Here is a 21,283-nt window from a genome sequence, read left to right as displayed (position 1 = left end):
TCATGTGCAAATTCCGCCTACCTCAAGCACGCTGACGGAACCGCGCATACCGGTGCCTACACGAGTTCTCGTTGTGACTCTCCTGTGACTCGTCTTATTGTGGCTCACGCGGACAGTCAGAACGGGTCAATGGAATTCACTCTCCATATTCCAAATGACCGATTTCCAGCGGTTACACCGGTTACGTCGGTTATATATTTGATTTTAAATGGTAATTTCCGTAACCAGCCCTCAAAATGGGCTGGTTACACCGGTTACAGGGGCACGGTATGGGAAAGCTCACCAAACGGGTTGTTGAAGCGGCACAACCAAAAGCGGCCCCCTACTTCATCTGGTGTGACGCCCTCAAGGGTTTTGGCGTGCGGGTGTATAAAACCGGTCGGAAGACCTTCTATGTCGACTACACCGCGAGTGACACCGGCAAGCGCGGTCGTATGAAACTCGGCGACTACGGCGTGCTTTCCGTCGAGCAGGCCCGCCAGATGGCTGCCGATCACAGACACGAGGTTATCAAGGGCGCCGACCCCATCCTAGCCAAACAGGAACGGAGGTCGGAGCTGACGGTGCGCGATTTGTGCGAACAGTACTTGGCAGCGTGTGAAGTCGGACTCGTCCTCGGCAAGAGAGGCACCCCAAAGAAGCCATCCACCCTTGTGAGCGACCGATCCCGGATCGAAGCCCAGATTATCCCCCTCATCGGCTCCAAGCGCGTTCGCGATATTACACGGGCTGATATCACCCGGTTTGTTGACGCCGTCACGTCGGGAGAAGCCCGCCGTGACGTGAAAACGCAAAAGAAGCGTGGCCGATCGGTGGTTCGCGGCGGAAAGGGCGCAGCAGCCAGGACCACGGGGCTGCTCGGCGGAATATTCACTTGGGCGATTGATCGGGGACACGCAACCAGCAATCCCGTCACTGGCGTCAAACGCCCCCGGGATGGCAAACGGATGCAACGCCTGACCCCGGCCGATTATCACGCATTGGGTAAGGTTTTGAACAAGCGCGGCGTCGACCCCACCGGCGCGCGTATTGTCGTTCTCCTCGCTTTGACTGGTTGCAGGTTAGGCGAGATTTCCAAGCTACGTTGGAGCGAAGTGAATTTCGACAACAACCGGATCGAGTTGGGCGACAGCAAAACAGGCAGATCTATTAGGCCGCTGACTATCCCGGTTAAGCTCCTGCTGAGACAGGTCGGGCGAAAACCCGGATCTGATTTCGTCTTTCCGTCACCGCGGGGCGAAAATGCACCGCACGGGGGTACGCGAACCCTCGTTGGCAAGATTTACACTGAATCCGGCGTCCCCGGTCTGACAAGCCACATCCTGCGCCACGCCTTTGCATCCGTCGCCGCGAACACAGGCTACGCAACGGCGACCATCGCCGCGATGTTGGGTCACTCGCACGCCGGAGTGACGGCAGGTTACATGCACCTAGAAGATCCCGTCGTCTTGGCAGCGGCCAATGCCGTAGCCGATCGGATTGCCGGGCAGATGGATATAGAGGTGCTAATTTATCAGATATAAGAATATCACTATTTGAGTTATATGTTTATTGCGTGAAATTATGTAAATTTATACATATTGACTCCGCAAAAACTTCGTCGTTTCCTGCGTTCATCAACGTGAACACAGGAAGAAAATGCAATGGCAAACAAGGATGAAATCCCACTTCCACCAATCGGCCGCCGGTTCCTCGAAACCGCGCCGACAGGCGACTACGATGCGGATTTCGCTACCGGCGACTGCATGGCGGAAGCCCTCATCCGCGCGTCCCGCCGCGACCGTAATCCGCGCATAGTGAACGGCATTATCCGGGCCGTTGCGAAATCAGGTCGATATACCGGGATCGAAGCTGGCTTTTTCAGCCGCGTCGGCGCCGAACTGATGACGCCTTCAATTTGACGGCGCAGTGAAATCACCCCCAACTACTTATGCACAGGGTTAGGAAAAACCGAGAAAATATTCAGCGTCGCAATCTCTGTGCTGACCAGACTTTGGAGAGAACTCAGGCTGGATTCGCACCCTCTGCAACTATTTACAATACCAGCCGGCCAAGCCATCCTCATGTGAGGATACACCAGACAGAGGCTTAAGCCGTGGAACAATACGAGCCGAATATCCGCCATCCGCAGTTCAACCCGGCCCAAGCACGCGCGGCTTCCCGGATTGATTCGAAGACACTGCACAATTGGAATGACCGTTTCGACGGTGTTCTTCCGCGCATCTTCAGAGACGATGCGGACCGACCAGTTTATTCGTTCGCCGACATCATGCGGCTGGCGATCATGGCGGAACTCACCCGTCTCGGCCACACGCCTGCCCGAGCAGCGGCAGCGGCGGTCCAGTTCACTGAACGCGGCGCGTTCGGCGCCTCCCGTGACCCGGACGAGGTCGTGGTCATCCGCGACACCGGCATGCTGTTCGAGAGCGGGGCAACGGCCCTGGCGCTCTTTGCCCCCACCGAACGCCAGAAGTCGGGTTGTGACGTCGTCAACCCGGCGCTGTTCGCTGAAGTGATGTCTTTCCGCAAACCCGGGTTGGACCTCGGCGCCGCAACCGCCGTCGCGCAGCCGGGAGGCGCTGACCCATGGCGTCCGTTGTCTTCCAGACTGTCCTAGGCGTGCCGCAGGGCGAACCGGTGGCGATCCGTGGCAACATGCGCCGGCTGTCGACCATTGCGAAGCGGTACGCCAACGACTGTCGGCCGTTCATGGTGTCGGTGATCCGCGCGGGCGATCCTGTCGCTGTTTCTGACGCGACAGTTCGCCCGCGCAAGGAATGGGCCAATACCCTGGTCGGCAAGGCCGACACTGTGCTGATCACCTATCTGCCGCGCGGTAGCGGCGCGCAGGGGAAGCAGGCAGGCAAACAAATCGGTATGGCTGTCGCGGCCATCGCACTGGCCATCGCGTTGCCGGGTATTGGTGCAGCAGTAGGCCTTACCGGTCCGGTTGCCGCGTTGGGCGGTGGCGTTTCCGGGGCAACAGTGCTCCAGATAGGCGCCGCTGGCATTCCCGTTTCCCAATCCGTCCATCTGAAGCGGGCCCATCGCCCGGAGGAGTCCGCATGAGCGCTTGCAATATCATCCAGGAAGCCGACGCCATTCATATCTGGACCGATGCCGCCGTGTACACGCCCAGCGGTGACGTCCTGGCGTTCGTCCCGAAAACCTTCCTGCTGCCCGGTATCGGCGCCATGGCGGTTTCGGGTGATCTGGTTGTGGCCAATGCGCTGGCGATGGACGCGATGGCCGCGCAAGACAGTTTCGACGGCGTGCTGGCACGGCTTCCCGGTTACATGGCCCAGGTGTTCGACAGCCTCAGCGCGAGCAACGCTGGTTATACGGTCCAGCCGACGGTTGCCCGCCTGGCGGGCTGGAGCGAAAGCCGGCAGCGTCTGGAGGTGTGGTCAGCGGGAGCCGGCGAAACGGCCCATCATGAGGCGGGCAAGGCCGTTCTGATCGACCGCGACGACGTGGTGGTATCGCCGGCCAGCCCCGAACTGATGACGCGGCTGGAGGCGGTCGGGCTGGTTGACGCCGACGGCCTGAACGCTGAAACGCCAGCCGACTGGCTGCAGGTCATGCGCGAACAGCGGGCTTGCATCTTCCCCTATGAGTTCGGCGGCGGGCGCCCAATCCGCATGGTTGGCGGGTTTGCCCAGCATACCGTTGTTACCCGCGACACCCTGACGACGCGCGTCGTCGAGCGCTGGGGGGGGGGATGATTGCGCGGGGCAACGACAGGCCGCCTAACAGATCACTAGGACGAATGCGATTGCACAATCGTACGGAATACAGCCTCGGCTAGCAAAGGTGGGACAGCATTACCTACTTGCTGCTGGCGGAAGCCAATCGAACCCTTGAATACAAAATTATCTGGAAATGATTGAAGTCTGGCCGCTTCACGCACGGAAAGCCCACGGTGCTCACGAGGGTGAATAAGCATGTTTTTCCTGAAATTACCGATAACAACCGAAGGTTTTTCGGGGTCGAGACGACGATAAATGCCGGTGTGGCACCGTCTACGATCCCTATAGGACCCCATCATCTCTTCGGGAATGTCAGCCCAATTCCCTCCTGGGGGTATAAATGGGTAGCGATCGATGATGGCATCAGCGTTCCGCGAAACGACATGGCCGCTACATTCGGCCAGCCCATTTCGCATACGGCGCGCATATTCAGTACGAGCTTCTGACGCGTACGGCATTACCTCTACAGTGGCACCGTTGGTGAGCGTGGGGAGGTCATGTAACGCGTCGTCTACTGATACCCTAGGCCCTCCGCCTGATGGCAGTACAGGAGGGTTTGCGCGAAGCCGTCCAATGATAAAGAAGCGGCTCCTCGATTGCGGAACGCCAAAATCCGCCGCATTTAACAGTCCCTGCTCGCAGATATACCCCAAATTCTCAAGTTCAGATCTAATTTGCCTGGCAAATAAGCCACCTTCAGTTTCAAGTATTCCTCGCACATTCTCAAAGACGACCCACGCCGGCTTGGACCGCTTCACAAACGCAATGAAAGATTTAAACATCCAGTTCTTCTTATTATCTGCAGTCCTAGTTCGTTGATTTGATGTAGAAAACCCTTGGCAAGGTGGACCGCCGAATACGATAAGATCATCAGATGGAAATGGAATCGACAGATTTTGCAGATGCTCTACCCCCATCTGAAGAACGGTGCACTCAGGATGATTGTGTCGATAGGTCTCAAACGCAGCGGGATGGATTTCGACAGCGATCTTCGTCGCAACACCTGCCAGCTGGGCGCCAAGAGACATTCCACCTGCGCCGGCGAACAAATCAATGCCAATCACCTCTTCAGCCCCCATTTCCCTGCGCAGCAAGTTGCGCAACGACATGCTCACGAAGCGACCCCAGTGAGCATGTCAGGAAGCAATTAGATGGCGTAGCGTATTTTAAATTATAGATGAACGCCGGCGCATAGCATATCTGCCACTCTGGTTTTAGTCGAACCAATATCCCAAGAGCAGCCGTCGACACCTTGCTATTCAGTGGCGCAATTAAAATGTTTCCGCTCGCATCTTTTAGTGCAGTCAGGATAGAATTTATAGATTTTAGCGGATCAAGCGCTGGATACTCGAACGTCTTACCTTCTCGTGTCTCCAGCAGACGCTCAGCGATATCACGATTCTTTTGCGCACTCCATGCATGCCGATCATCAACCGGACAGGCGATCCCAACCACCAACTGGTCGGGCTCAATCTCCTCCACCATCCGACGCATCCGTTCGGCATCGAAGCCCGGAAGCGCGACCAGCGTAGTCTTTTCCCCTGGCGACCATGACCCTGGATAGCCGATTACAGATCTTATTTCATGGATACCCCGGCTAATCCACTTCTCTTCAGGGGTATCGTCTCCCGAATAGACATCAGCCACATTGTATACGAGCTGCAGATCGCGCCAAGGCATCATGATTTCATCAGCAGCAGCCACAAGGATAAGCAACATCTCATGAGTCATGGTGGTTATATCGGCGACCCAATGAACGCCGTCTTCCCGCACTTGCTCCCCGGCAAGACCCATGAACGCATCCGCGAGCAACAAAGGATTCCGCTTCGCGGCATTGAGATATTCGATCCGCAAGTCCGCTTTAGTGGCAATGGCCTCTGCCCTCTCCCGAATGGCAGTGATGTCCGTCTCGATGTCCTCGTTGACTATGACAAGCCAGCGATTGAGCTTCGGCGAGAGCGCTTCTGCCACGCATAGACTGCGATCTTCGAAGCTTAGGCAACTAACCAGAGCTATCGATTCCGGCATTTGCTCCAAAAGCGCATCCCGGGTAATTTCACGCATCGGAGCCGCCTATCGAGAAGTCCATGGTCATCTGGTTCTTGTTGACGAGGCTCCTGCCGCGCCGCAACCTCAAACGGGTGCCTTCCGGGTCGTTCATTAACATCTCGACCTCGTGATTGGTCATAAACTTATAGCCGGAAAAACCGATGGGATCGAGATTGAACAATGGCGCTAGGCGACGGCTCAGGATGAAGAGCGGGGCCCGCCCGGCGCCTTCTTTGCGGCCAATCACGCCTTGGAAGAGATATCCATAGCGCACGCCCAACCGCAAAACTTCCTCCATTTCCCGAGTCGGCTCGTCGGTAAGAGCGAAGCTGAATAATCTGCGTTCGGCGGCGAGTTCGTCGACCAAGGCGCTTTCGAATATGGCACCCAAACCTTTGATCAAATTACTAAGTTGGACAGCCTGCTGTGGATCGCCCTTCAACCGCTGAACGTCCCGTTCAAGATCCTTTAGGTCGACGATCATCTGTCGGCTGGCATGCTCCCGCACGACCGCATTTTGAATGCTGGGCTCAATTACCCGAGCCTCTTCGTTCGAGTGCGCGACCTTTGCAACTGAGCGAGAATACATGTCGGCTGCCGCTTCAAGGAAGAATCTGGTCACGCCTGATGAGATGTGGACCAGCTGCTCGAAACCGCTGTAGCTGTACGTGCTACGGCTCTTCCGGTCCCCACCCAATCCCGCAATGTAATTCGGTCGGGCGTAGCGATAGGCATCATCGCGAGCGCGATACCCCCGTCCGTGACCAGCTTCCCATTCCGCTATCAATCGCTTCCCTTCAATCTCGATCGCAATGCGTTGCGTCTCATCTTCAGGGAAATACCCATCGGCAGACTCCGTAACGTTGATGGTCCTCAGCCGCCGTTGAACGATCCCAACCATGCGACTTCGGTAAGCCTTCTCACTGGCACGGCTGGTCGCGTCAGAGAGATTGATCTCCTGATAATCGTGGGGAGCTTCAATCCGGGTGTTGTAAACCGTCACCATTGTTTTGTAGGCAGTGGTCTGGGCAGCGATCTTGAGGCTACAACGGCTCGATAGCCGCCGTGCAACCCATGAGTTGACGATTCGGGTCTGCGTCTCCGTCAAGCTGTCTGCGTCATCAAGTAACAGTAGGATTGGGGAGGCATCTGAGATTTGAAGCGCAGCGCGAAGGAAATCGATTAGCGGAAGAAGAAGGTCGTCAAATCCGTAAAGCTCTCCGGTATATGTCAATGCTTCTGATTTAAAGCCATGTTGTCGAACATATTGGATCGCTCCGCGGTATGCCGCCTGCAGTTTAGTGGCCATCGCCTTAAGCGCATCCCGCGCGTTGACAGCACGGTCTACCACCTCTCCGCCAAGCAGCGTGAATAGCTCGTCATGCAACTCCTTGGCAGGCATACTCAGGTCGTCGGCTGAGATATCGTTGTTCCGAAGAAGACGGAGGATAACTTGAGCGCCAATTGCGAGAACTAGAAGATGTTCATTAAAAAAGACCTCGCCGTGACGATCGTCAAATCGCGCAAGTTCACTGATCTGCGCCTGCGTTTCGCGAAACGAAACGTAGAGAGACAGAAAAGGTAATTCCTTCAATATCTTATCGGTAACCAGTCGCTGGCAATCCGGTTCGAGGTAACGAAAAAGAATGCTCTTCCCGGAACCGCGCGTACCAACCACGAATGCATGGCCTGCGCTTTCGATGTTCCCTAATCCCGGCATCTCTGTCGAAAAAATCGCAACGACAGTGTGCGCGGTCAAACCTTCCGGCGTGAATACAGCAAAGGGGTTCGTGGTCACGGTTGCTCCTCCTCTGCCGCAGCTATTAGTTGCTCCAAGTAGGCTGGGGTTAATCTACCGTTTCCTTTGTAGGCACATAGCTCAGGAACCATCGCGTAAATATCTAATCGCTGGTCACCGTAACCATTTTCTGCGATTGTGTAGACAATATTATGCAGCAATTCCAATTGGTCGTCGAAAATTATGATATCGACTTTAACCCGTTCAAATTCGAGATATGGGCGCATAAAACGGGAGCAATAACGAGCTTCATTGAACGTCTTGATCGACCGTTCGAAAATTTCTTCGAGAAGATGAACATCCCCGTTACCTTTGCCAAGCTTCCGCTTGAACAGACCGGGGTCATAAAAGGTAAACTTCAGTTCAATTTCACGCGTATTGGCCTCCGGCATCTGGGAGTGAAGGCCGGCTGCGACAACATGATAGACTTCGGACCCGGACGGTAGAATCCCCGCCGCTAATTGGACTTTATTTGCACGGGCTGGATCATCTGCCAACTCGTCCGCAAGCCGCAATATAGCCGCCAATAACCTAGGGCGCACATGGGCGCCATGCGCCGCGGTCCTCTCCGGCAACCGGGAGATGGTGTCTTTGGAGCCGTTCACGGTACCGCCATGGGCGCCAGCAATTTGCTTGGCAGTCGCGTACTCTATCGTGTCGATCTGCAGCATCGTTCCGGCAGCATTCAATGCGCGGTTTATCTGACGTTCATGCCCGGCCCGGCCCAGGCTGTTACCAACGTCATGAAGGTAGATGGCGACCAACAGGAGCGTAAGCTCAAAATGGGTGAGATCAATGGTGTCAGACTGGGAGATGAGATTGGCGGCGACTTGGCGAACCCGATTGACATGCTCGGCATCGTGCATAGTCAGATGGCCGGTCCCGTCTACCGCGTTGGCACCTGCGGTGACATACGGCAACACAAAGCCCTCTAACTGCTTAATCCAACCTGCAATTACGGCTGGATAGTCGAAGGCCCCGCTGCGAGGAAAGCCGTTCTTCTTTTTTGCAAATTCTTCTGTTATTTCCTGTAAAATATCGTCGCCAGCCAGCTTCATCCGAACATCCCCCCAATGGCAACGACTTTTAGGGCAATGGGTGCGGAACGCCAATCAATATCGCAAATTTACGCCCCCCAAATTTGGCCCTGTCAACGTATTGCCCTATCCTCACGATGTCGCCCTCTTTTTTTCGCCGACAGGCCTTATTGATCTCCGAAGGGCCAAGAGCCATGAAGGATCAAGATGGTAGCGCCCCCGGCTCGACGCTGTCACGGCGCATCGTGCTTCTGGCGTCCAGGTTGTCACGACAGGGAGCGCCAGGGATAGGGGGGGGTGAATCTCCAGGGGGTTGAAAGGAAGCGACCGCCCGGTATGCCCACGCGCAGATTTTTTTCTCGCCGGGACGAAATTCATTTTTTCGCAGATTTGGCATTTGGTCGATTTTCGCGGATTCCGTGCTGCGTTTTGCCCGGCTTGATCACCGAGGAAAGCCGGAACGGTGCGCCTGGGAGACAAGGGGGGTCGACCCGCCCCCTGCCCCACTCCCTCAAACCGTTGCTGCATATACCTTTGTGACAGGTGTGACAGGTGGACAGGGTTTTCTGCATCATTTCGCACCGGTTGGCGCTTCCCGCAAAAGCGGGGAATCAAAAAGCCATCGAACGGGGGCGTGTAACCGGTGTAACCAGTAGCGACAATGGGAGCGGTTACAGCCGGGGGGGGCTGGCCTGAATGATATATATATCAATAAAATCAATTATTTAATTAGATAGAAAGATAGACTGTAACCGGTGTAACCACTGTAACCGGCCAGAATGAATAGATACGCGCGAGCACCGCCACCCCACGGCCTGCCAACGGCTTGTTCCGCTGCGTTGTGACTCGCTCGTGACTCATATGGAGGAAGCACGGGCCAACCAACCAGCTAAGTACTTGAATTTGTTGGCGCGCCCGACACGATTCGAACGTGTGACCTTTGCCTTCGGAGGGCAACGCTCTATCCAGCTGAGCTACGGGCGCTAACGGTCCGGACATTATCCGAGCATCGTCCCTTCCGCAATCGCTGTGTCGATATTCGCCTCGCGGGACGAGAGGGGTGTTGATAAGCGCCCCACCCGCCCTGCGCACCCGCTGGCGCGCAGGAAAGCGGATGGACGCTATACCGAGAAGATGACGCGCGATCCGCGAGGAAAGGGCGCGCGCCACATTTCGCCGAACAGTACGAATGGGCTGAAAATCGGCCTTCCAGCTGCACGTCCGCTCTACATTATGAACGCACCAACAACATCGACTTCATGAGGCCGCGTTTAACGCAGACATGATTTAAATGCACTCCATTCAAATACGTTACGCTTCCTATCAACTCGCAACACTTGAAACAAAAATCAACCAGACCGATGATTGAGCGCCATTGGATACGCGATGTACATCCGCTTACGTGGCAAAATTATCAAATTGATATGCATGAAATGAATTAATTCATTGTTCAAAGCCCCGATTCAATCAAATTAAATAGAATTGCATTTATGCGCGAATGAACATGCCATAAAATATGAAAATATAAATGAATAATACTCTCACATGCTTCGGAATCTGGAAATATTCACCAAAGTAATCACACCACCCAGCTCAACTACAATATCACATTGCCTGAAACGAAAATGTTGCAGAAACAATTCCCAAGCTCTATTTTGGCGCTCCTGTAAAACCTGAATGGCATGGGGCGCCGTCTGGGGGCGTTCGACGTTTTCGCCTGATATGGGAGACGTGCGCATGTGTATCGCCTGCAATCCTGGCCAACTGGCCATCATTCGCAATGCAGCCTCGCGGCGCGACTTTCTGAAATACATGAGCGTCGCGGCAACGTCCGCTTTTGCCGCGTCTGCGGCGGGCCCCGCCCTGGCGGCGGCTGATCAGGGAGCGGCGGGACCAGCCGACGTCTTATTTTACGGCGGCCCAATCCTGACGATGGACGCCAGCGCGCCCCAGGCCGAGGCGGTGGCGATCCGTGGCGGCCGCATCGTCGCTGCGGGGCGCAAGCAGGACATCGATGGATTGACGGGGCCAAAAACCCAGGCCGTGGACCTCAAGGGCCGCACCATGTTGCCCGGGTTTGTCGAGCCCCACGCCCATTTTGTTTTCGTGGCGTTTGATGGCTGGATCAACCTCAGCCCGATCATCACCCCGGACTTCGCCGCCGCAGTCGCAAAGCTGCGGGCGGGCGTCAGCCAGGCCAAACCCGGCGACTGGATCCAGGCCCAGCAATTCGATCCCAGCATCACCAAGGGGGCCAAGGCTCCCACCCTGGCGGAGCTGGACGCGCTGGCCCCAGCCAACCCCGTCTTCATCCAGGAAAGCAACGGCCACATCGCCTATGTGAACAGCGCCGCCCTGAAACTGGCGGGCGTTACGCGGGACACGCCCGACCCGCCCGGCGCCCGGTTCAACCGGGACGCCAACGGCAATCTGACCGGCCGGCTGGAGGAAATGGCGGCGCAGGCGCTGTTCATCAAACGGATGCCGCAGCCATCCGCCGCCGAGTTCCAGACGCGCGTCCGCCGCCTGTTCGATCTCGCCGCATCGGTCGGCTGCACATCCTTCCATGACTGCGGCATCGGGCTTCTCGCCGGCCCGAAGGACCTGGCGCTGCTGGAGGCGGTCGTGGCCGGCGATGCGCCGGTGCGCTACCAGGGCATGCTGATCTCGACGCTTTTTGATCAGTGGGAGCAAATGGGCCTGAAGCCCAACCAGGGCAATGACCGCTTCCGCCTCACCGGCATCAAGGCGTGGGCGGACGGCTCGAACCAGGCCCAGACCGGATACCAGCGCGAGAACTATCTCAACTCCGACAAGCGGGGGGCGCTCAACTATTCGCTGGAGCAGATGACGGAAACGATCCGGCGCGCCAATGATGGCGGCTGGCAGGTTGGCGTTCACGCCAACGGCGACGCGGCGATCGACACGACGATTGACGCCTATGCGGCGGCGCTGCGCGACAAACCGGCCAACGACCTGCGCCATCGTATCGAGCACTGCAGCATGCTGCATCCGGAGCAGATGGTCCGGATGAAGGAGCTTGGTCTGTCGCCGTCATTTCTGATCGGTCATGTGCACTGGTGGGGCAAGGCTTTTCAGGACCGGATTTTTGGTCCGGAACGGGCGCGCTTTTACGACCCTTGCGCCTCCGCCCTGGCGGCGGGGTTGCGGATTTCACTGCATTCCGACTGGAACGTGACGCCGATCGAACCGTTGCGTTACGTCGAGAACGCCGTGACCCGCATCATGAACGAGGGCGGCGGCGTCTTTTACCCGGATGAGCGCATTCCGGTGGAAGCCGCCCTGCGCGCCGTCACCCTTGATGCGGCCTGGCAGTGCCATGCAGACGACCGCACCGGCAGCATCGCGCCTGGCAAATTTGCGGACCTGACGATCCTCGAAGAAAATCCGCTCACAACAAAAAATGCCATTGGCAAGATCAAGATCAGCGAAACCTGGATGGATGGAAAACAGCGATACGCCAGCTAATTCTCCAGCCCGGACGGCGCTTCTGGCTGAAGCATTTACGTTCAGCTGAAGTACAGGAGCGAAACACGCTGCGTGCGACATGGCCGCCTGCGGGAGCAGCAGGCTTCGGGTGAAAAACGTCATAGCGGCAGCGCGCTATCGCCTTGTTCAGGCGCGCGCCGTTCGCACGCCCCCCTTTCAGGAAACCGGATTTCGGTTTCCTGAAACGACCTGACCTGTTTCATCCGCAGGCGTCCGGATTGCGCGGCGCCTGGGTCCGCAGAGCGATTTCCGGTCGAGATGGATCGGGAATTGCGCCAGTTTCCCTGCCTTGAGCGCATGCCGGTCAACCGCACGATCCCGTCTGGCCGGGAAGCTCCCTGGCGTTACCGGCCGGGCCGATGGCGGCGCTGAACGCCGGATAACCCGGCGCTCCCTTTTTTTGCGCAAGTTCGCCTCAGCCTCGCCGCAGAAATCACGGACCAAGGCGCGCCCCACCGCGCCGGGCTGTGGCGAGGCCTCCCGCCGGAGGACCAGCTTGCGCTTCGCTGCCGGCTCCATCACGTGTGATTTTTGGCGCGTGGTTTTGGGGGCATGGTTTGCCACTCCTGGAGAATATAACAATGCGCTTTCTGGTGATAACCCTCGTCGCCGCCACCACCCTCGCCCTCGGTGGCTGCGGAAGCAGGACCGGACAGCGCGTGGGCGGCGCGGCGGCAGGCGCGGGAGCCGGCGCGCTGGTCGCGGGCCCGGTGGGCGCTGTGGTCGGCGGGGCGGCGGGCGCCGTGTCTGGTCCCACAGTGGCGCGGGCGTTTCGCTGAACCCGACATGTCCGCAGATGGGCGCCAGGCCGCAATGCTATTGAAGCATCCGCGATCTGCAAAATGCATCTGCGCGTAGCGCGCGGCCCTGCGGGACATGCCGCGCGCCGCTCAGGCCGGCCAAAACCCGATGGGTGAGCCTCATGGGGTTTTGGCGCGCCTCATGATGTCGCTGCCTGTCCGGCTGGGTCAGCGCCCTGCCCCAGCTCCGCCGCCAGGTGCTCCCGCAGCGCCTGAACGCGGGGCAGAGCGCCCTTGTGGCGCGGCCAGACCAGCCAGGCCGAGGCGTCTGGCGCGCGCAGCTCCGGCGACGCCAGTTGCAGCCGTCCGCCGCGCAGATCGTCCTCCACCTGATAATCCGGCAGCCGCGCCACGCCGAGACCGGCCACCGCCATGGCGCGCACCGCCTCGGTGTCGCTCAGGGTCATCAACGGCCGGATGGTGATCTGGCGCATGACGCCGCCCGCCTCCAGCCGCCAGACATTCTTGGGCGCGTAGGTTTTCTGCACCAGGCAGCACTCATTTTCCAGGTCGGCGTATGAGCGGATGGGGCGCCCCCGCAACCAGGCGGGCGATGCGCAGATGTGCACGGCGATTTTCTTCAGAAACTGCACGTCGAGGCCAGAGGTCTCCGGCTCGGCCATGCGCACGGCGAGGTCATAGCCCTCGGAGAGCAGGTCGACATAACGGTCAGAAAGGTCCACCTCGAGCCGCACCAGCGGGTAGCGCGCGGCGAAGGCGGCGAGCGCCGGCAGCACCCGCAGCCGGCCGAAACCGGACGGCATGGTGATGCGCAACGGTCCGTGGAACCTGGCGCCGTCATCGTTGAGGTCGGCCCCGGCGTCGGCAATCCCGGCCACCAGCAGGCGCACCGCATCAGCGTAGCGCTCCCCGGCCTCGGTCAACAGCAGGCGTCGCGTCGTGCGCTCGAGCAACCGGCGGCCCAGCTTGCGCTCAAGCTCCGCGACGCGACGGCTGACCGTGGACTGGGTCACGCCCAGCTCGCGCGCCGCCGCGGCGAAACCACCGGCTTCGATCACCCGCAGGAACGTCGCCACATTTTGCAGGTTTGGTCCATTCATCGGAAAATTCGATATATGAAATCCCTGGTGGATGGGAAGTGCTGATACAGTGGCGCGTATATGGTCCCGCCATCAGTTAACCTGTCAAACAGGATCGACATTATGCATGTATCTGAAGCCGTCAGGCGCCGCATGTCCGTCCGGGCCTTCCGTCCGGATCCGGTGCCCGCCGACCTCGTTCGCGAACTGCTGGAGCTTTCCGCCCGCGCGCCCAGCGGCGGCAATGTGCAGCCATGGCACGTGCACGCCCTCACCGGCGCGCCGCTGGCGGAGCTGATTGCCCGCGCCAACGAGAACGGCGCCGATCCGGAAACGGCTTACGACGTCTATCCGCACAACCTGTGGGAACCTTACCGCACGCGCCGCTTCCAGATTGGCGAGGCGCTCTATGCCAGCATCGGCATTCCTCGCGAGGACAAGCCTGGCCGCCTGCGCCAGTTGGCCCGCAACGGCATGCTGTTTGGCGCGCCGGTCGGCGTGTTTGTCTTCATCGACCGCAAGATGGGTCCGCCGCAGTGGTCCGACCTCGGCATGTATCTGCAAACGCTGATGCTGCTGGCGACCGAGCGCGGCCTCGACACCTGCCCGCAGGAATACTGGGCGCGTTTCGCCAACACCATCGAACGCTTCGTTGACGTCCCGGAAGACCGGATGCTGTTCTGCGGCGTGGCGCTGGGTTATCGCGACGAAGCCGCCCCGATCAATGCGCTGGACGCGCCGCGCGCGCCGTTCGCCGAATGGGGCCAGATGCACGGCTTCTGAGGCAGGCGGAGCAATGCCGCTGCGGCTGCCAGGCCTCTGGTCCTGTGCCCGCAGCTGTCCTGTTCCCGCAGCCTGAGGCATCTTTCACGCGAGGACAGCGGCCGGTTCGCTGAAAACGCGGCGCAAGAACGAACCGGCCGCAGCAACCAGCCTGCGGCCGGTCGCCATGTCCAATTGTCCCGGCCCGCGTCCGGACAACGGCCCTCAGGCAGACGCCGGCGCACCAGGCGTCGCGCCGAGCAGGCGCGCCCGGATCCCTGGATCGCGCAAGGCCAGCCCCAGCCACACCGCCAGGCCAAGGGCGACGCAGACGATCTGGGGCGGCGACCCCACCTCGCCAATGCGGACATGCGTGCAGACGGCCCCGCCGAAGAAACCCGTCAACAGAATTGCACCCCAGAGCGCGGTGCGCGGCGCCAGGTAGAGCGCCGTCGATACGCCCAGAATTCCGGCAAGCAGCGGCAATTGCGCTTGCGGAAAGCCCGTGGCGCGCATCGGCTCGGCAAGCACCCCCGGCGCAAACAGCATTACGCCCAGATCGGCGACGCAAACCAGGGCGACGGCAAACGATATGCCCCATCCCCACACGGCTCCACGACTGAACATCACCTTCCCCCCAGAAAAATCGGTCTGTAGCCCAGGACCCGGCCCAATTTGTCCCGGACCCGCATCCAGATCTGGCCCGGACAGGCAATCATCGCCCGCCAGGGCCTGGGCCATGACTTCAGGAATACCGCCGTCGGCAAAATTGTTGCAGGAAGATATTCCGGTAACAGCAAAAACCGTCAAGCAACTTTGCTGCCGTCTGAAAACAGCTTCTTCAGCAGCATGTCGGCTCTTCTCCATCGGCCTGCCATCTGGCCATGCCCCATCGGAAGGACGCCGGGGGCCAGCGAGCGGACTCCCCCATATTCATGGGTTCGCCGCGCCCGCCCGTCCTGGGGCATACTGTCTCCAGGGGCTCACTGGAGTGAAACCATGCGCGGTCAGGTTCATGTATTTGCCGGACTGGCGACCCTGTTGTTTGTCTACGTCTCGGGCGTGCTGACGGGCCGGCGCGGCAGGCCTTGAGCCGCGCGCAATGCGACGGCGCATTGACGAAGCGTCGCGCCGCAACAGGGGGCTGCACACCCTGAATGCCAGTTTTCCGGTTTGCCACCCCTGTTTGTGCGGCTTGCCCGCGATGCGGCCTGCATGCCGCTTCTGACAGGCGGATGGCGCGCCGGCGGCGCCATCCGTTACTGACAGGGCTCCGCGATCAGGCCAGCGCGCGCCGCACCGCGTCAGCGCAAACGTAAACAGCGGTATTGGCCTCGTCGATGACCTTGCCCATGGTGATAAAGCCATGGATCTGCCGGTCAAAGCATATGTAGGAGACCCGGTTGCCAGCTTCGCTGAGGCGCTGGGCGTAGGCCAGGCCATCATCGCGCAGGGGATCGAAGCCGGCTGTCAGCACCAGCGCTGGCGGCAAATTGGCCAGGTTTTCACACAGCATCGGCGAGGCGCGCCAGTCGGCGCCGTGGGCGTGATCCTGAATATAATGGCCGTGGAAATAGTCGAGGCTGTCTTTGGTCAGCATATAGCCCTGCGCATTGGCCGTTTGCGACGGCCGGTCGCTGTCCACGTCGGTGCCCGGGTAGATCAGCAACTGGTAGCGCAACGGCGGGCCGCCGGCGTCGCGGGCCAGGATGCAGACGACGGCTGACAGATTGCCCCCGGCGCTGTCGCCGCCGACCGCCAGGCGATCCGGATCGACGCCAAGCGACGCGGCGTTGGCGTGTATCCAGCGCGTCGCCGCCATGCTGTCCTCAACGGCGGCGGGAAACGGCGCTTCGGGCGCCAGCCGGTAATCGACGGAAATGACGGCGCAACCGGATGCGTTGGCCAGTTGCCGGCACAGCACGTCGTGGGTGTCGCGGTTGCCGATGACGAAGCCGCCGCCGTGAATGTAGATCAGCGCTGGCAGAACCGCGCCTGGCTGGCTGCCCAATGGCCGGTAGAGCCGCAGTGGAACTGGCCCTGCTGGCCCTTCCGCGTCCAGATCGCGCGTCTCGCCAACCTCAGGCGGCTCCGGCTGCGAGAAAAAGCGGCGCTCCAGATACCATTTGCGCGCTTCCACCGGCGACAACTCATGCACGCCCGGCATGCCGCTGTTGGCGATCAGTTGCAGCAACCCCGCGGTCTGCGGATCAACCATGGCGCTTACCTCCCCAAATGTGGCGTATGCCCGCGCGCCTTTTGACGCTTCAGACAGGGAGGCTAGAGCATAATCCGACCGGAGTGAAACGAGGATCGACAAGATTATGCGGCAAAACCAAAAATCTGGAGCGCCGATCTGATGCAATCAGATTGAAAAGCGCTCTAAAGCAAAGCCGGCGAGCCCGGCAACGGAATTTTCGGCAGGCTTTTACGGCCGGGCCGCTTTGAGCAGCGCGGCGTGCACCCGGTTGACGAAGCCGGCGACGTTGCCGCCCGGGCGGTAGCTGATGCCCTGGACGACGTGGGCGACCTTCTGGTCGACAGCGATGCAATACACCGTATAGGACCAGCCGCCCTGCGGCGGACCACCAGCGATCACCGCCAGCTGGCCCGGATAGCGGTCGATGCTGACGCGATAGCCGGCCTGGCTTGCCGCCTGCTCGACCACCCGCGCGCACTGGTCAAGGCTGAGTCTGGAGGCCTCGGCCCGCTCCACCCTGTACTCCAGGCCGAAGTCGCCATCGGCGGCGCGCGCCGCGCCTGTCGCCATCCCGCCCGAAACCAGTGCCACCGCCAGGCCCGCTGTCCAGCCACCGCCCATAAATCGCCTCCACCCAACGCGGTCGTCATGCAGCCAGCGGACGGCAGGGGCGCCGCAAGGTCAAGTCAAGGAACCGCGAGAACGTCAGGTCGCCGGAAATACAAGAAAATTACTTTATAATAATTATAATCAACGGAGGTCCGCGATCCCCGATTCCAACATTCTGTTGACATGACGCTGCAGTCGCTGTCATGCAACACAGGTTCGGGCGCCGCATCCATCCCGCCGGCGCTGGAATACGCTGGATTTTCCGGAAATTACCAGATATTCACGGATTTATGCTCATAAGAACGTCAAAATACACTTAAATACAAATATTGACTGTAACAAATTTAAAATTCCGCTGCGTCATATCTGGATCTGTTCGGGAAACCCTTGCGCGAGGTCGCGCCCCGTTCGCCACATCTTTTTCCGAGGCTTCCATGCGCTCCATTGTCCTTGCCGCCCTCATCGCCGCCACCGCCACAGCCGCCGCCGCCCGGGAAACGCCGATCGGAACGCCGCAGCAGCAGGCCGGCATGGAAATCGCCGCCGTCTACCTGCAGCCCATCGAGATGGAGCCGCCGGGGATGATGCGCGATGCGAAAGAGTCCGACGTGCACATGGAGGCCGACATCAAGGCCGCCAAAAGCAATCCCAACGGCTTTGCCGAAGGCGACTGGATCCCCTATCTCAACGTGAAATACGAGCTGACGCGGCTTGACGGCGGCAAGACCGTCCAGGGCGATTTCATGCCCATGGTCGCCAATGACGGCCCCCACTACGGCGACAACGTCAAACTGGATGGCCCTGGCAAATATCGTCTGAAGCTGACCATCGCGCCGCCATCGGCCAATGGGCACGCCCACTTCGGCCGCCACGTCGACAAGGAAACCGGCGTCGGCCCCTGGTTCGCCCCGTTCAGCGTCGACTATGAATTCGTCTACGCCGGGACCGGCAAGAAGGGCGGCTACTGATGCAAGGGCGGCTATTGATGCGGCGGCGCGACCTGCTTCCTGTCCTGGTTCTGCCCGCCATGGCCCTTGGGCTGCCGCTGGCCGCCACGCCCACCCACGCCGCCGACGAGCCGACCTTCCGCATCGAATTCCGCGACGGCGTCATCACGCCGCTGCGGCTGGAGGTTCCAGCCAAAACCCGTTTCAGGCTGGAGCTGGTCAATCACGGAACCAGCGCCGCCGAATTCGAAAGCCTGGAGCTGCGCAAGGAAAAGGTGCTGGCGCCAGGCGTCGAAACCGTAATGGTGATCCGCACGCTTGATCCGGGCGAATACAGCTTCTTCGATGATTTTCACCCCGGTTCGCCGCCGGCCGTGCTGGTCGCGAAATAGGTCCTGAGCTGATGTTGTCTCCCGATTTCAACGTCGCTTTCGTCATGTGGCGCGAGAGCATCGAGGCGCTGCTCGTCGTCGGCATTCTCAACGCCTGGCTGGCGGCGCGCCCGCCGGCGGAGCGCGCCCGGGGCCGGGCATGGCTGTGGGCCGGCGTGGTCGCGGGCCTTGCCGGCGCGGTCGCCCTGGCGGCGATGCTGCTGTTCGCGGGTGAGGCGTTGGGCGACGAGGGCCAGGAATATTTCCAGATGGCGATCATGTTCATCGCCGCCGCCCTGATCGTGCAGATGGTGTTCTGGATGCGCCGTCATGGCCGCACGCTCAAAACCGAGCTGCACGCCTCGCTCGACGACGCCGCCACCCGCTCCCACTGGCTGGGCGTGTTCACTCTGGCCGCCCTCGCCGTGCTGCGCGAGGGCGCTGAGGCGGCGGTGTTCCTGTATGGAACCATGGCCTCAGCCAGCGCTTCCTGGTGGAGCGGCGCGTTTTCGGCGGCGCTCGGCTTCGGCGCGGCGGCGCTGACCTATTGGGCCCTGCAGGCCGGCGGCCGGCTGCTGTCGTGGCGGGTGTTCTTCCGGGTGACCGAGGTCATGCTGCTGCTGCTGGCGGGCGGCCTGGTGATCAACGGGCTTGACCACCTGATCTCTCTTGGCGTTATTCCGCAACTGTCGTCGAAACTGTGGGATACCTCGGCGCTGCTGCCGGACAGCGGCGCCTTCGGCGGACTGGTTTCCAGCCTGACCGGCTATCGGGCCCGCCCGGTTCTGGTTGAAGTGCTGGCGCTCGCCGCGTTCTGGATATGTATGACATGGCTGCTCAACCGTCCGGAACCACGCGCGGCCTGACCGCCCCGTCCCCGCTCTCCAGGCTTGCGCGGGGCGCCGGGGAATGGCTGCGCGACCACCAGCGCGGCGTGCGGCGGTTGCAGTGGTTCATCATCGCCGCCTACGCGGCCCTGCTGTTCCTGCCGCTGCTGACGCCGGTTCCCACCCGCCTGTCGCACATCTGGAGCAACGCCACTTTGTTCGCCCAGTTTGCCTTCTGGGGCATCTGGTGGCCATTCGTGCTGCTCTCCATGGTGCTGATGGGCCGCGCCTGGTGTGGCGTGTTCTGCCCGGAGGGCGCGCTGGCTGAATTCGCCAGCCATCGCGGCCTTGGCCGCGCCACGCCGCGCTGGATCCGCTGGAAGGGCTGGCCGTTCGCCGCTTTCGCCGGCACCACGATCTACGGCCAGATGGTCAGCGTCTATCAATACCCCAAGCCGGTCATCATCGTGCTCGGCGGCTCCACCCTGGCGGCCATGGTCATCGGCTTCCTGTACGGTCGCGACAAGCGCGTCTGGTGCCGCTACCTGTGCCCGGTCAACGGGGTGTTCGGCCTGCTGGCCAAGCTGGCGCCGGTGCATTTTGGCGTTGACCGCCTGAAGTGGGACCAGTGGCGGCGTGACCAGGACGGGCCGCCTCCAGCCGTCAATTGCGCGCCGCTGGTGCCGATCCGCACCATGCGCGGCGGCTCGGCCTGCCACATGTGCGGCCGCTGCGCCGGCTTTCGCGACGCGGTGGCCATGGCGCCGCGCGCGCCAAACCAGGAGGTCGTCTCCGTCGCCGGCGACGAGACGAAGCCGTGGGAGACCGCGCTGATCGCCTTTGGCCTGATGGGTCTCGCCGCCGGGGCGTTCGAATGGACCCAGAGCCCGTTTTATGTGACGGCGAAGCAGTGGCTGGCGGAATGGCTGGTCGGTCATGGCCTGCTCTGGCCGCTGAACCCGCATCTGCCCTGGTGGATCCTCACCAACTATCCCGACCAGAACGACATGATGACGCCGCTCGACGGCGGCCTGATGATCGCCTATGTGCTCACCGCCGCCGCGCTCACCGGCGCGGCGGTTTACGGCTGTCTGGGGCTGGCGACGCGGGCGCTGGGCGCGTTCGACAGCCGTCGCTTCCATCATCTGGCGCAGGGGCTGATCCCGATCGCCGGCTGCGGCGTGTTCCTTGGCCTGTCGGCCATCACCGTCACGCAATTGCGGGCGGAAGGCCTGGGGTTGCGCTGGATTTCCGACGCCCGCGCCCTGTTGCTGGCCGGCGCCTGCGCCTGGAGCCTGTGGCTGATCTGGTCGATCGCCGGCCGCTACGCCCGCGCGCCCGCCGCCCGCCTGGCCTGCCTCGCGGCGGGAGCCCTCGCCGTCGCCTGCGGCCTCGTCCACTGGGTCATGCTGTTCTGGGTCTGGTGAACCACCCGGTTGCAGGCGCCGCCTGGTTGCAAGCGCGGCCGGCGCGGCCCATGCTCAGGCCATTGCGCTTCTCCAGAACCTGTCCGGCGCCACAACCTGCCATCAGACGCGCCAGACCTGACAAACGCGGAACCCGGCGTCCACATGCGCTGGTTTT

Annotated in this window: 20 protein-coding genes and 1 tRNA gene; 12 read left to right on the top strand and 9 right to left on the bottom strand. The window is 60.7% G+C overall.

Annotation, left to right across the window (positions count from 1 at the left end):
* Positions 1-269 precede the first annotated feature (269 nt).
* The 5 genes from ACERNI_RS13465 to ACERNI_RS13445 all read left to right on the top strand — a co-directional run bounded on the left by ACERNI_RS13465 (position 270) and on the right by ACERNI_RS13445 (position 3,725).
* Positions 270-1,523: a tyrosine-type recombinase/integrase gene (locus ACERNI_RS13465; protein ID WP_448833780.1), complete on the top strand. Its 1,254-nt coding sequence runs from the start codon at positions 270-272 to the stop codon at positions 1,521-1,523.
* 120 nt (positions 1,524-1,643) lie between these two features.
* A complete protein-coding gene (locus tag ACERNI_RS13460; RefSeq protein ID WP_448833779.1) occupies positions 1,644-1,901 on the top strand; it encodes a hypothetical protein in 258 nt (85 codons plus the stop codon).
* A 194-nt stretch (positions 1,902-2,095) separates the two neighbouring features.
* Complete coding sequence (locus ACERNI_RS13455; RefSeq protein WP_448833778.1) at positions 2,096-2,617, top strand: hypothetical protein; 522 nt, start codon at positions 2,096-2,098, stop codon at positions 2,615-2,617.
* Positions 2,587-3,069: a hypothetical protein gene (locus tag ACERNI_RS13450; RefSeq protein WP_448833777.1), complete on the top strand. Its 483-nt coding sequence runs from the start codon at positions 2,587-2,589 to the stop codon at positions 3,067-3,069. Before ACERNI_RS13455 ends, ACERNI_RS13450 begins: the two co-directional genes overlap by 31 nt.
* Positions 3,066-3,725, top strand: a complete 660-nt coding sequence (locus tag ACERNI_RS13445; RefSeq protein WP_448833776.1) for a hypothetical protein — start codon at positions 3,066-3,068, stop codon at positions 3,723-3,725. The genes ACERNI_RS13450 and ACERNI_RS13445 overlap by 4 nt, the downstream gene beginning before the upstream one ends.
* 35 nt (positions 3,726-3,760) lie before the next feature.
* Here ACERNI_RS13445 and ACERNI_RS13440 read toward each other — a convergent pair whose 3' ends face one another.
* The 5 genes from ACERNI_RS13440 to ACERNI_RS13420 form a co-directional block, all read right to left on the bottom strand.
* Entirely contained in the window at positions 3,761-4,858 is a 1,098-nt protein-coding gene (locus tag ACERNI_RS13440) for a DNA cytosine methyltransferase (protein ID WP_448833809.1), read from the bottom strand.
* Entirely contained in the window at positions 4,818-5,813 is a 996-nt protein-coding gene (locus ACERNI_RS13435) for a hypothetical protein (RefSeq protein ID WP_448833775.1), read from the bottom strand. The genes ACERNI_RS13440 and ACERNI_RS13435 overlap by 41 nt, the downstream gene beginning before the upstream one ends.
* Positions 5,806-7,596 carry an ORC-CDC6 family AAA ATPase gene (locus ACERNI_RS13430; RefSeq protein WP_448833774.1) on the bottom strand — a complete coding sequence of 597 codons (1,791 nt, stop codon included), beginning with the start codon at positions 7,594-7,596 and terminating at the stop codon, positions 5,806-5,808. The genes ACERNI_RS13435 and ACERNI_RS13430 overlap by 8 nt, the downstream gene beginning before the upstream one ends.
* Positions 7,593-8,654: an HD domain-containing protein gene (locus ACERNI_RS13425; protein WP_448833773.1), complete on the bottom strand. Its 1,062-nt coding sequence runs from the start codon at positions 8,652-8,654 to the stop codon at positions 7,593-7,595. The genes ACERNI_RS13430 and ACERNI_RS13425 overlap by 4 nt, the downstream gene beginning before the upstream one ends.
* An 886-nt stretch (positions 8,655-9,540) precedes the next feature.
* A tRNA-Arg gene (locus ACERNI_RS13420) sits at positions 9,541-9,617 on the bottom strand.
* 753 nt (positions 9,618-10,370) lie between these two features.
* Between ACERNI_RS13420 and ACERNI_RS13415 the strand changes: the two genes are divergently transcribed.
* Together ACERNI_RS13415 and ACERNI_RS13410 are read left to right on the top strand one after the other, a co-directional pair.
* On the top strand, positions 10,371-12,122 hold the full coding sequence (locus tag ACERNI_RS13415) for an amidohydrolase (protein ID WP_448833772.1): 1,752 nt from the start codon (positions 10,371-10,373) through the stop codon (positions 12,120-12,122).
* Between the two features lie 602 nt (positions 12,123-12,724).
* Positions 12,725-12,922, top strand: coding sequence for a hypothetical protein (locus ACERNI_RS13410; RefSeq protein ID WP_448833771.1), 198 nt, complete (start codon positions 12,725-12,727; stop codon positions 12,920-12,922).
* A gap of 161 nt (positions 12,923-13,083) precedes the next feature.
* On the opposite strand, the gene ACERNI_RS13405 is transcribed toward ACERNI_RS13410, so the two are convergent.
* Positions 13,084-14,004, bottom strand: coding sequence for a LysR family transcriptional regulator (locus ACERNI_RS13405; RefSeq protein WP_448833770.1), 921 nt, complete (start codon positions 14,002-14,004; stop codon positions 13,084-13,086).
* 132 nt (positions 14,005-14,136) lie between these two features.
* Between ACERNI_RS13405 and ACERNI_RS13400 the strand changes: the two genes are divergently transcribed.
* Positions 14,137-14,766, top strand: coding sequence for a nitroreductase (locus tag ACERNI_RS13400; RefSeq protein ID WP_448833769.1), 630 nt, complete (start codon positions 14,137-14,139; stop codon positions 14,764-14,766).
* A 204-nt stretch (positions 14,767-14,970) separates the two neighbouring features.
* Here ACERNI_RS13400 and ACERNI_RS13395 read toward each other — a convergent pair whose 3' ends face one another.
* From ACERNI_RS13395 to ACERNI_RS13385, 3 genes are all read right to left on the bottom strand, one after another.
* Positions 14,971-15,372, bottom strand: coding sequence for a DoxX family protein (locus ACERNI_RS13395; protein ID WP_448833768.1), 402 nt, complete (start codon positions 15,370-15,372; stop codon positions 14,971-14,973).
* A 652-nt stretch (positions 15,373-16,024) separates the two neighbouring features.
* The gene (locus ACERNI_RS13390) at positions 16,025-16,963 is read right to left on the bottom strand and encodes an alpha/beta hydrolase (protein ID WP_448833767.1); all 939 of its coding nucleotides are present in this window, start codon (positions 16,961-16,963) and stop codon (positions 16,025-16,027) included.
* Between the two features lie 210 nt (positions 16,964-17,173).
* On the bottom strand, positions 17,174-17,566 hold the full coding sequence (locus tag ACERNI_RS13385) for a DUF6180 family protein (protein WP_448833766.1): 393 nt from the start codon (positions 17,564-17,566) through the stop codon (positions 17,174-17,176).
* Positions 17,567-17,988: 422 nt separating this feature from the next.
* Between ACERNI_RS13385 and ACERNI_RS13380 the strand changes: the two genes are divergently transcribed.
* The 4 genes from ACERNI_RS13380 to ACERNI_RS13365 are packed head-to-tail and all read left to right on the top strand — an operon-like array spanning position 17,989 to position 21,126.
* A complete protein-coding gene (locus tag ACERNI_RS13380) occupies positions 17,989-18,522 on the top strand; it encodes an iron transporter (RefSeq protein WP_448833765.1) in 534 nt (177 codons plus the stop codon).
* Positions 18,523-18,581: 59 nt separating this feature from the next.
* Entirely contained in the window at positions 18,582-18,893 is a 312-nt protein-coding gene (locus tag ACERNI_RS13375) for a cupredoxin domain-containing protein (protein WP_448833808.1), read from the top strand.
* Positions 18,894-18,904: 11 nt separating this feature from the next.
* Positions 18,905-19,738: an FTR1 family iron permease gene (locus ACERNI_RS13370; RefSeq protein ID WP_448833764.1), complete on the top strand. Its 834-nt coding sequence runs from the start codon at positions 18,905-18,907 to the stop codon at positions 19,736-19,738.
* On the top strand, positions 19,702-21,126 hold the full coding sequence (locus tag ACERNI_RS13365; RefSeq protein WP_448833763.1) for a 4Fe-4S binding protein: 1,425 nt from the start codon (positions 19,702-19,704) through the stop codon (positions 21,124-21,126). Before ACERNI_RS13370 ends, ACERNI_RS13365 begins: the two co-directional genes overlap by 37 nt.
* The last annotated feature ends 157 nt before the right edge of the window (positions 21,127-21,283 follow it).

It is taken from the genome of Camelimonas sp. ID_303_24 (assembly GCF_053543495.1).
Note: the sequence above shows the minus strand (reverse complement) of the source record. Positions and strands in the feature narration are given on the sequence as shown.

What these genes read in the sequence shown, in the direction of transcription:
- ACERNI_RS13445 (WP_448833776.1), top strand. Translation starts at nt 3,066, where the DNA reads ATGAGCGCTTGCAATATCATCCAGGAAGCCGACGCCATTCATATCTGG.
- ACERNI_RS13385 (WP_448833766.1), bottom strand. Translation starts at nt 17,566, where the DNA reads ATGGGCGGTGGCTGGACAGCGGGCCTGGCGGTGGCACTGGTTTCGGGC.
- ACERNI_RS13415 (WP_448833772.1), top strand. Translation starts at nt 10,371, where the DNA reads ATGTGTATCGCCTGCAATCCTGGCCAACTGGCCATCATTCGCAATGCA.
- ACERNI_RS13375 (WP_448833808.1), top strand. Translation starts at nt 18,582, where the DNA reads ATGGCCCTTGGGCTGCCGCTGGCCGCCACGCCCACCCACGCCGCCGAC.
- ACERNI_RS13435 (WP_448833775.1), bottom strand. Translation starts at nt 5,813, where the DNA reads ATGCGTGAAATTACCCGGGATGCGCTTTTGGAGCAAATGCCGGAATCG.
- ACERNI_RS13460 (WP_448833779.1), top strand. Translation starts at nt 1,644, where the DNA reads ATGGCAAACAAGGATGAAATCCCACTTCCACCAATCGGCCGCCGGTTC.
- ACERNI_RS13465 (WP_448833780.1), top strand. Translation starts at nt 270, where the DNA reads ATGGGAAAGCTCACCAAACGGGTTGTTGAAGCGGCACAACCAAAAGCG.
- ACERNI_RS13365 (WP_448833763.1), top strand. Translation starts at nt 19,702, where the DNA reads ATGGCTGCTCAACCGTCCGGAACCACGCGCGGCCTGACCGCCCCGTCC.
- ACERNI_RS13400 (WP_448833769.1), top strand. Translation starts at nt 14,137, where the DNA reads ATGTCCGTCCGGGCCTTCCGTCCGGATCCGGTGCCCGCCGACCTCGTT.
- ACERNI_RS13380 (WP_448833765.1), top strand. Translation starts at nt 17,989, where the DNA reads ATGCGCTCCATTGTCCTTGCCGCCCTCATCGCCGCCACCGCCACAGCC.
- ACERNI_RS13440 (WP_448833809.1), bottom strand. Translation starts at nt 4,858, where the DNA reads ATGTCGTTGCGCAACTTGCTGCGCAGGGAAATGGGGGCTGAAGAGGTG.
- ACERNI_RS13370 (WP_448833764.1), top strand. Translation starts at nt 18,905, where the DNA reads ATGTTGTCTCCCGATTTCAACGTCGCTTTCGTCATGTGGCGCGAGAGC.
- ACERNI_RS13410 (WP_448833771.1), top strand. Translation starts at nt 12,725, where the DNA reads ATGCGCTTTCTGGTGATAACCCTCGTCGCCGCCACCACCCTCGCCCTC.
- ACERNI_RS13405 (WP_448833770.1), bottom strand. Translation starts at nt 14,004, where the DNA reads ATGAATGGACCAAACCTGCAAAATGTGGCGACGTTCCTGCGGGTGATC.
- ACERNI_RS13390 (WP_448833767.1), bottom strand. Translation starts at nt 16,963, where the DNA reads ATGGTTGATCCGCAGACCGCGGGGTTGCTGCAACTGATCGCCAACAGC.
- ACERNI_RS13450 (WP_448833777.1), top strand. Translation starts at nt 2,587, where the DNA reads ATGGCGTCCGTTGTCTTCCAGACTGTCCTAGGCGTGCCGCAGGGCGAA.
- ACERNI_RS13395 (WP_448833768.1), bottom strand. Translation starts at nt 15,372, where the DNA reads ATGTTCAGTCGTGGAGCCGTGTGGGGATGGGGCATATCGTTTGCCGTC.
- ACERNI_RS13425 (WP_448833773.1), bottom strand. Translation starts at nt 8,654, where the DNA reads ATGAAGCTGGCTGGCGACGATATTTTACAGGAAATAACAGAAGAATTT.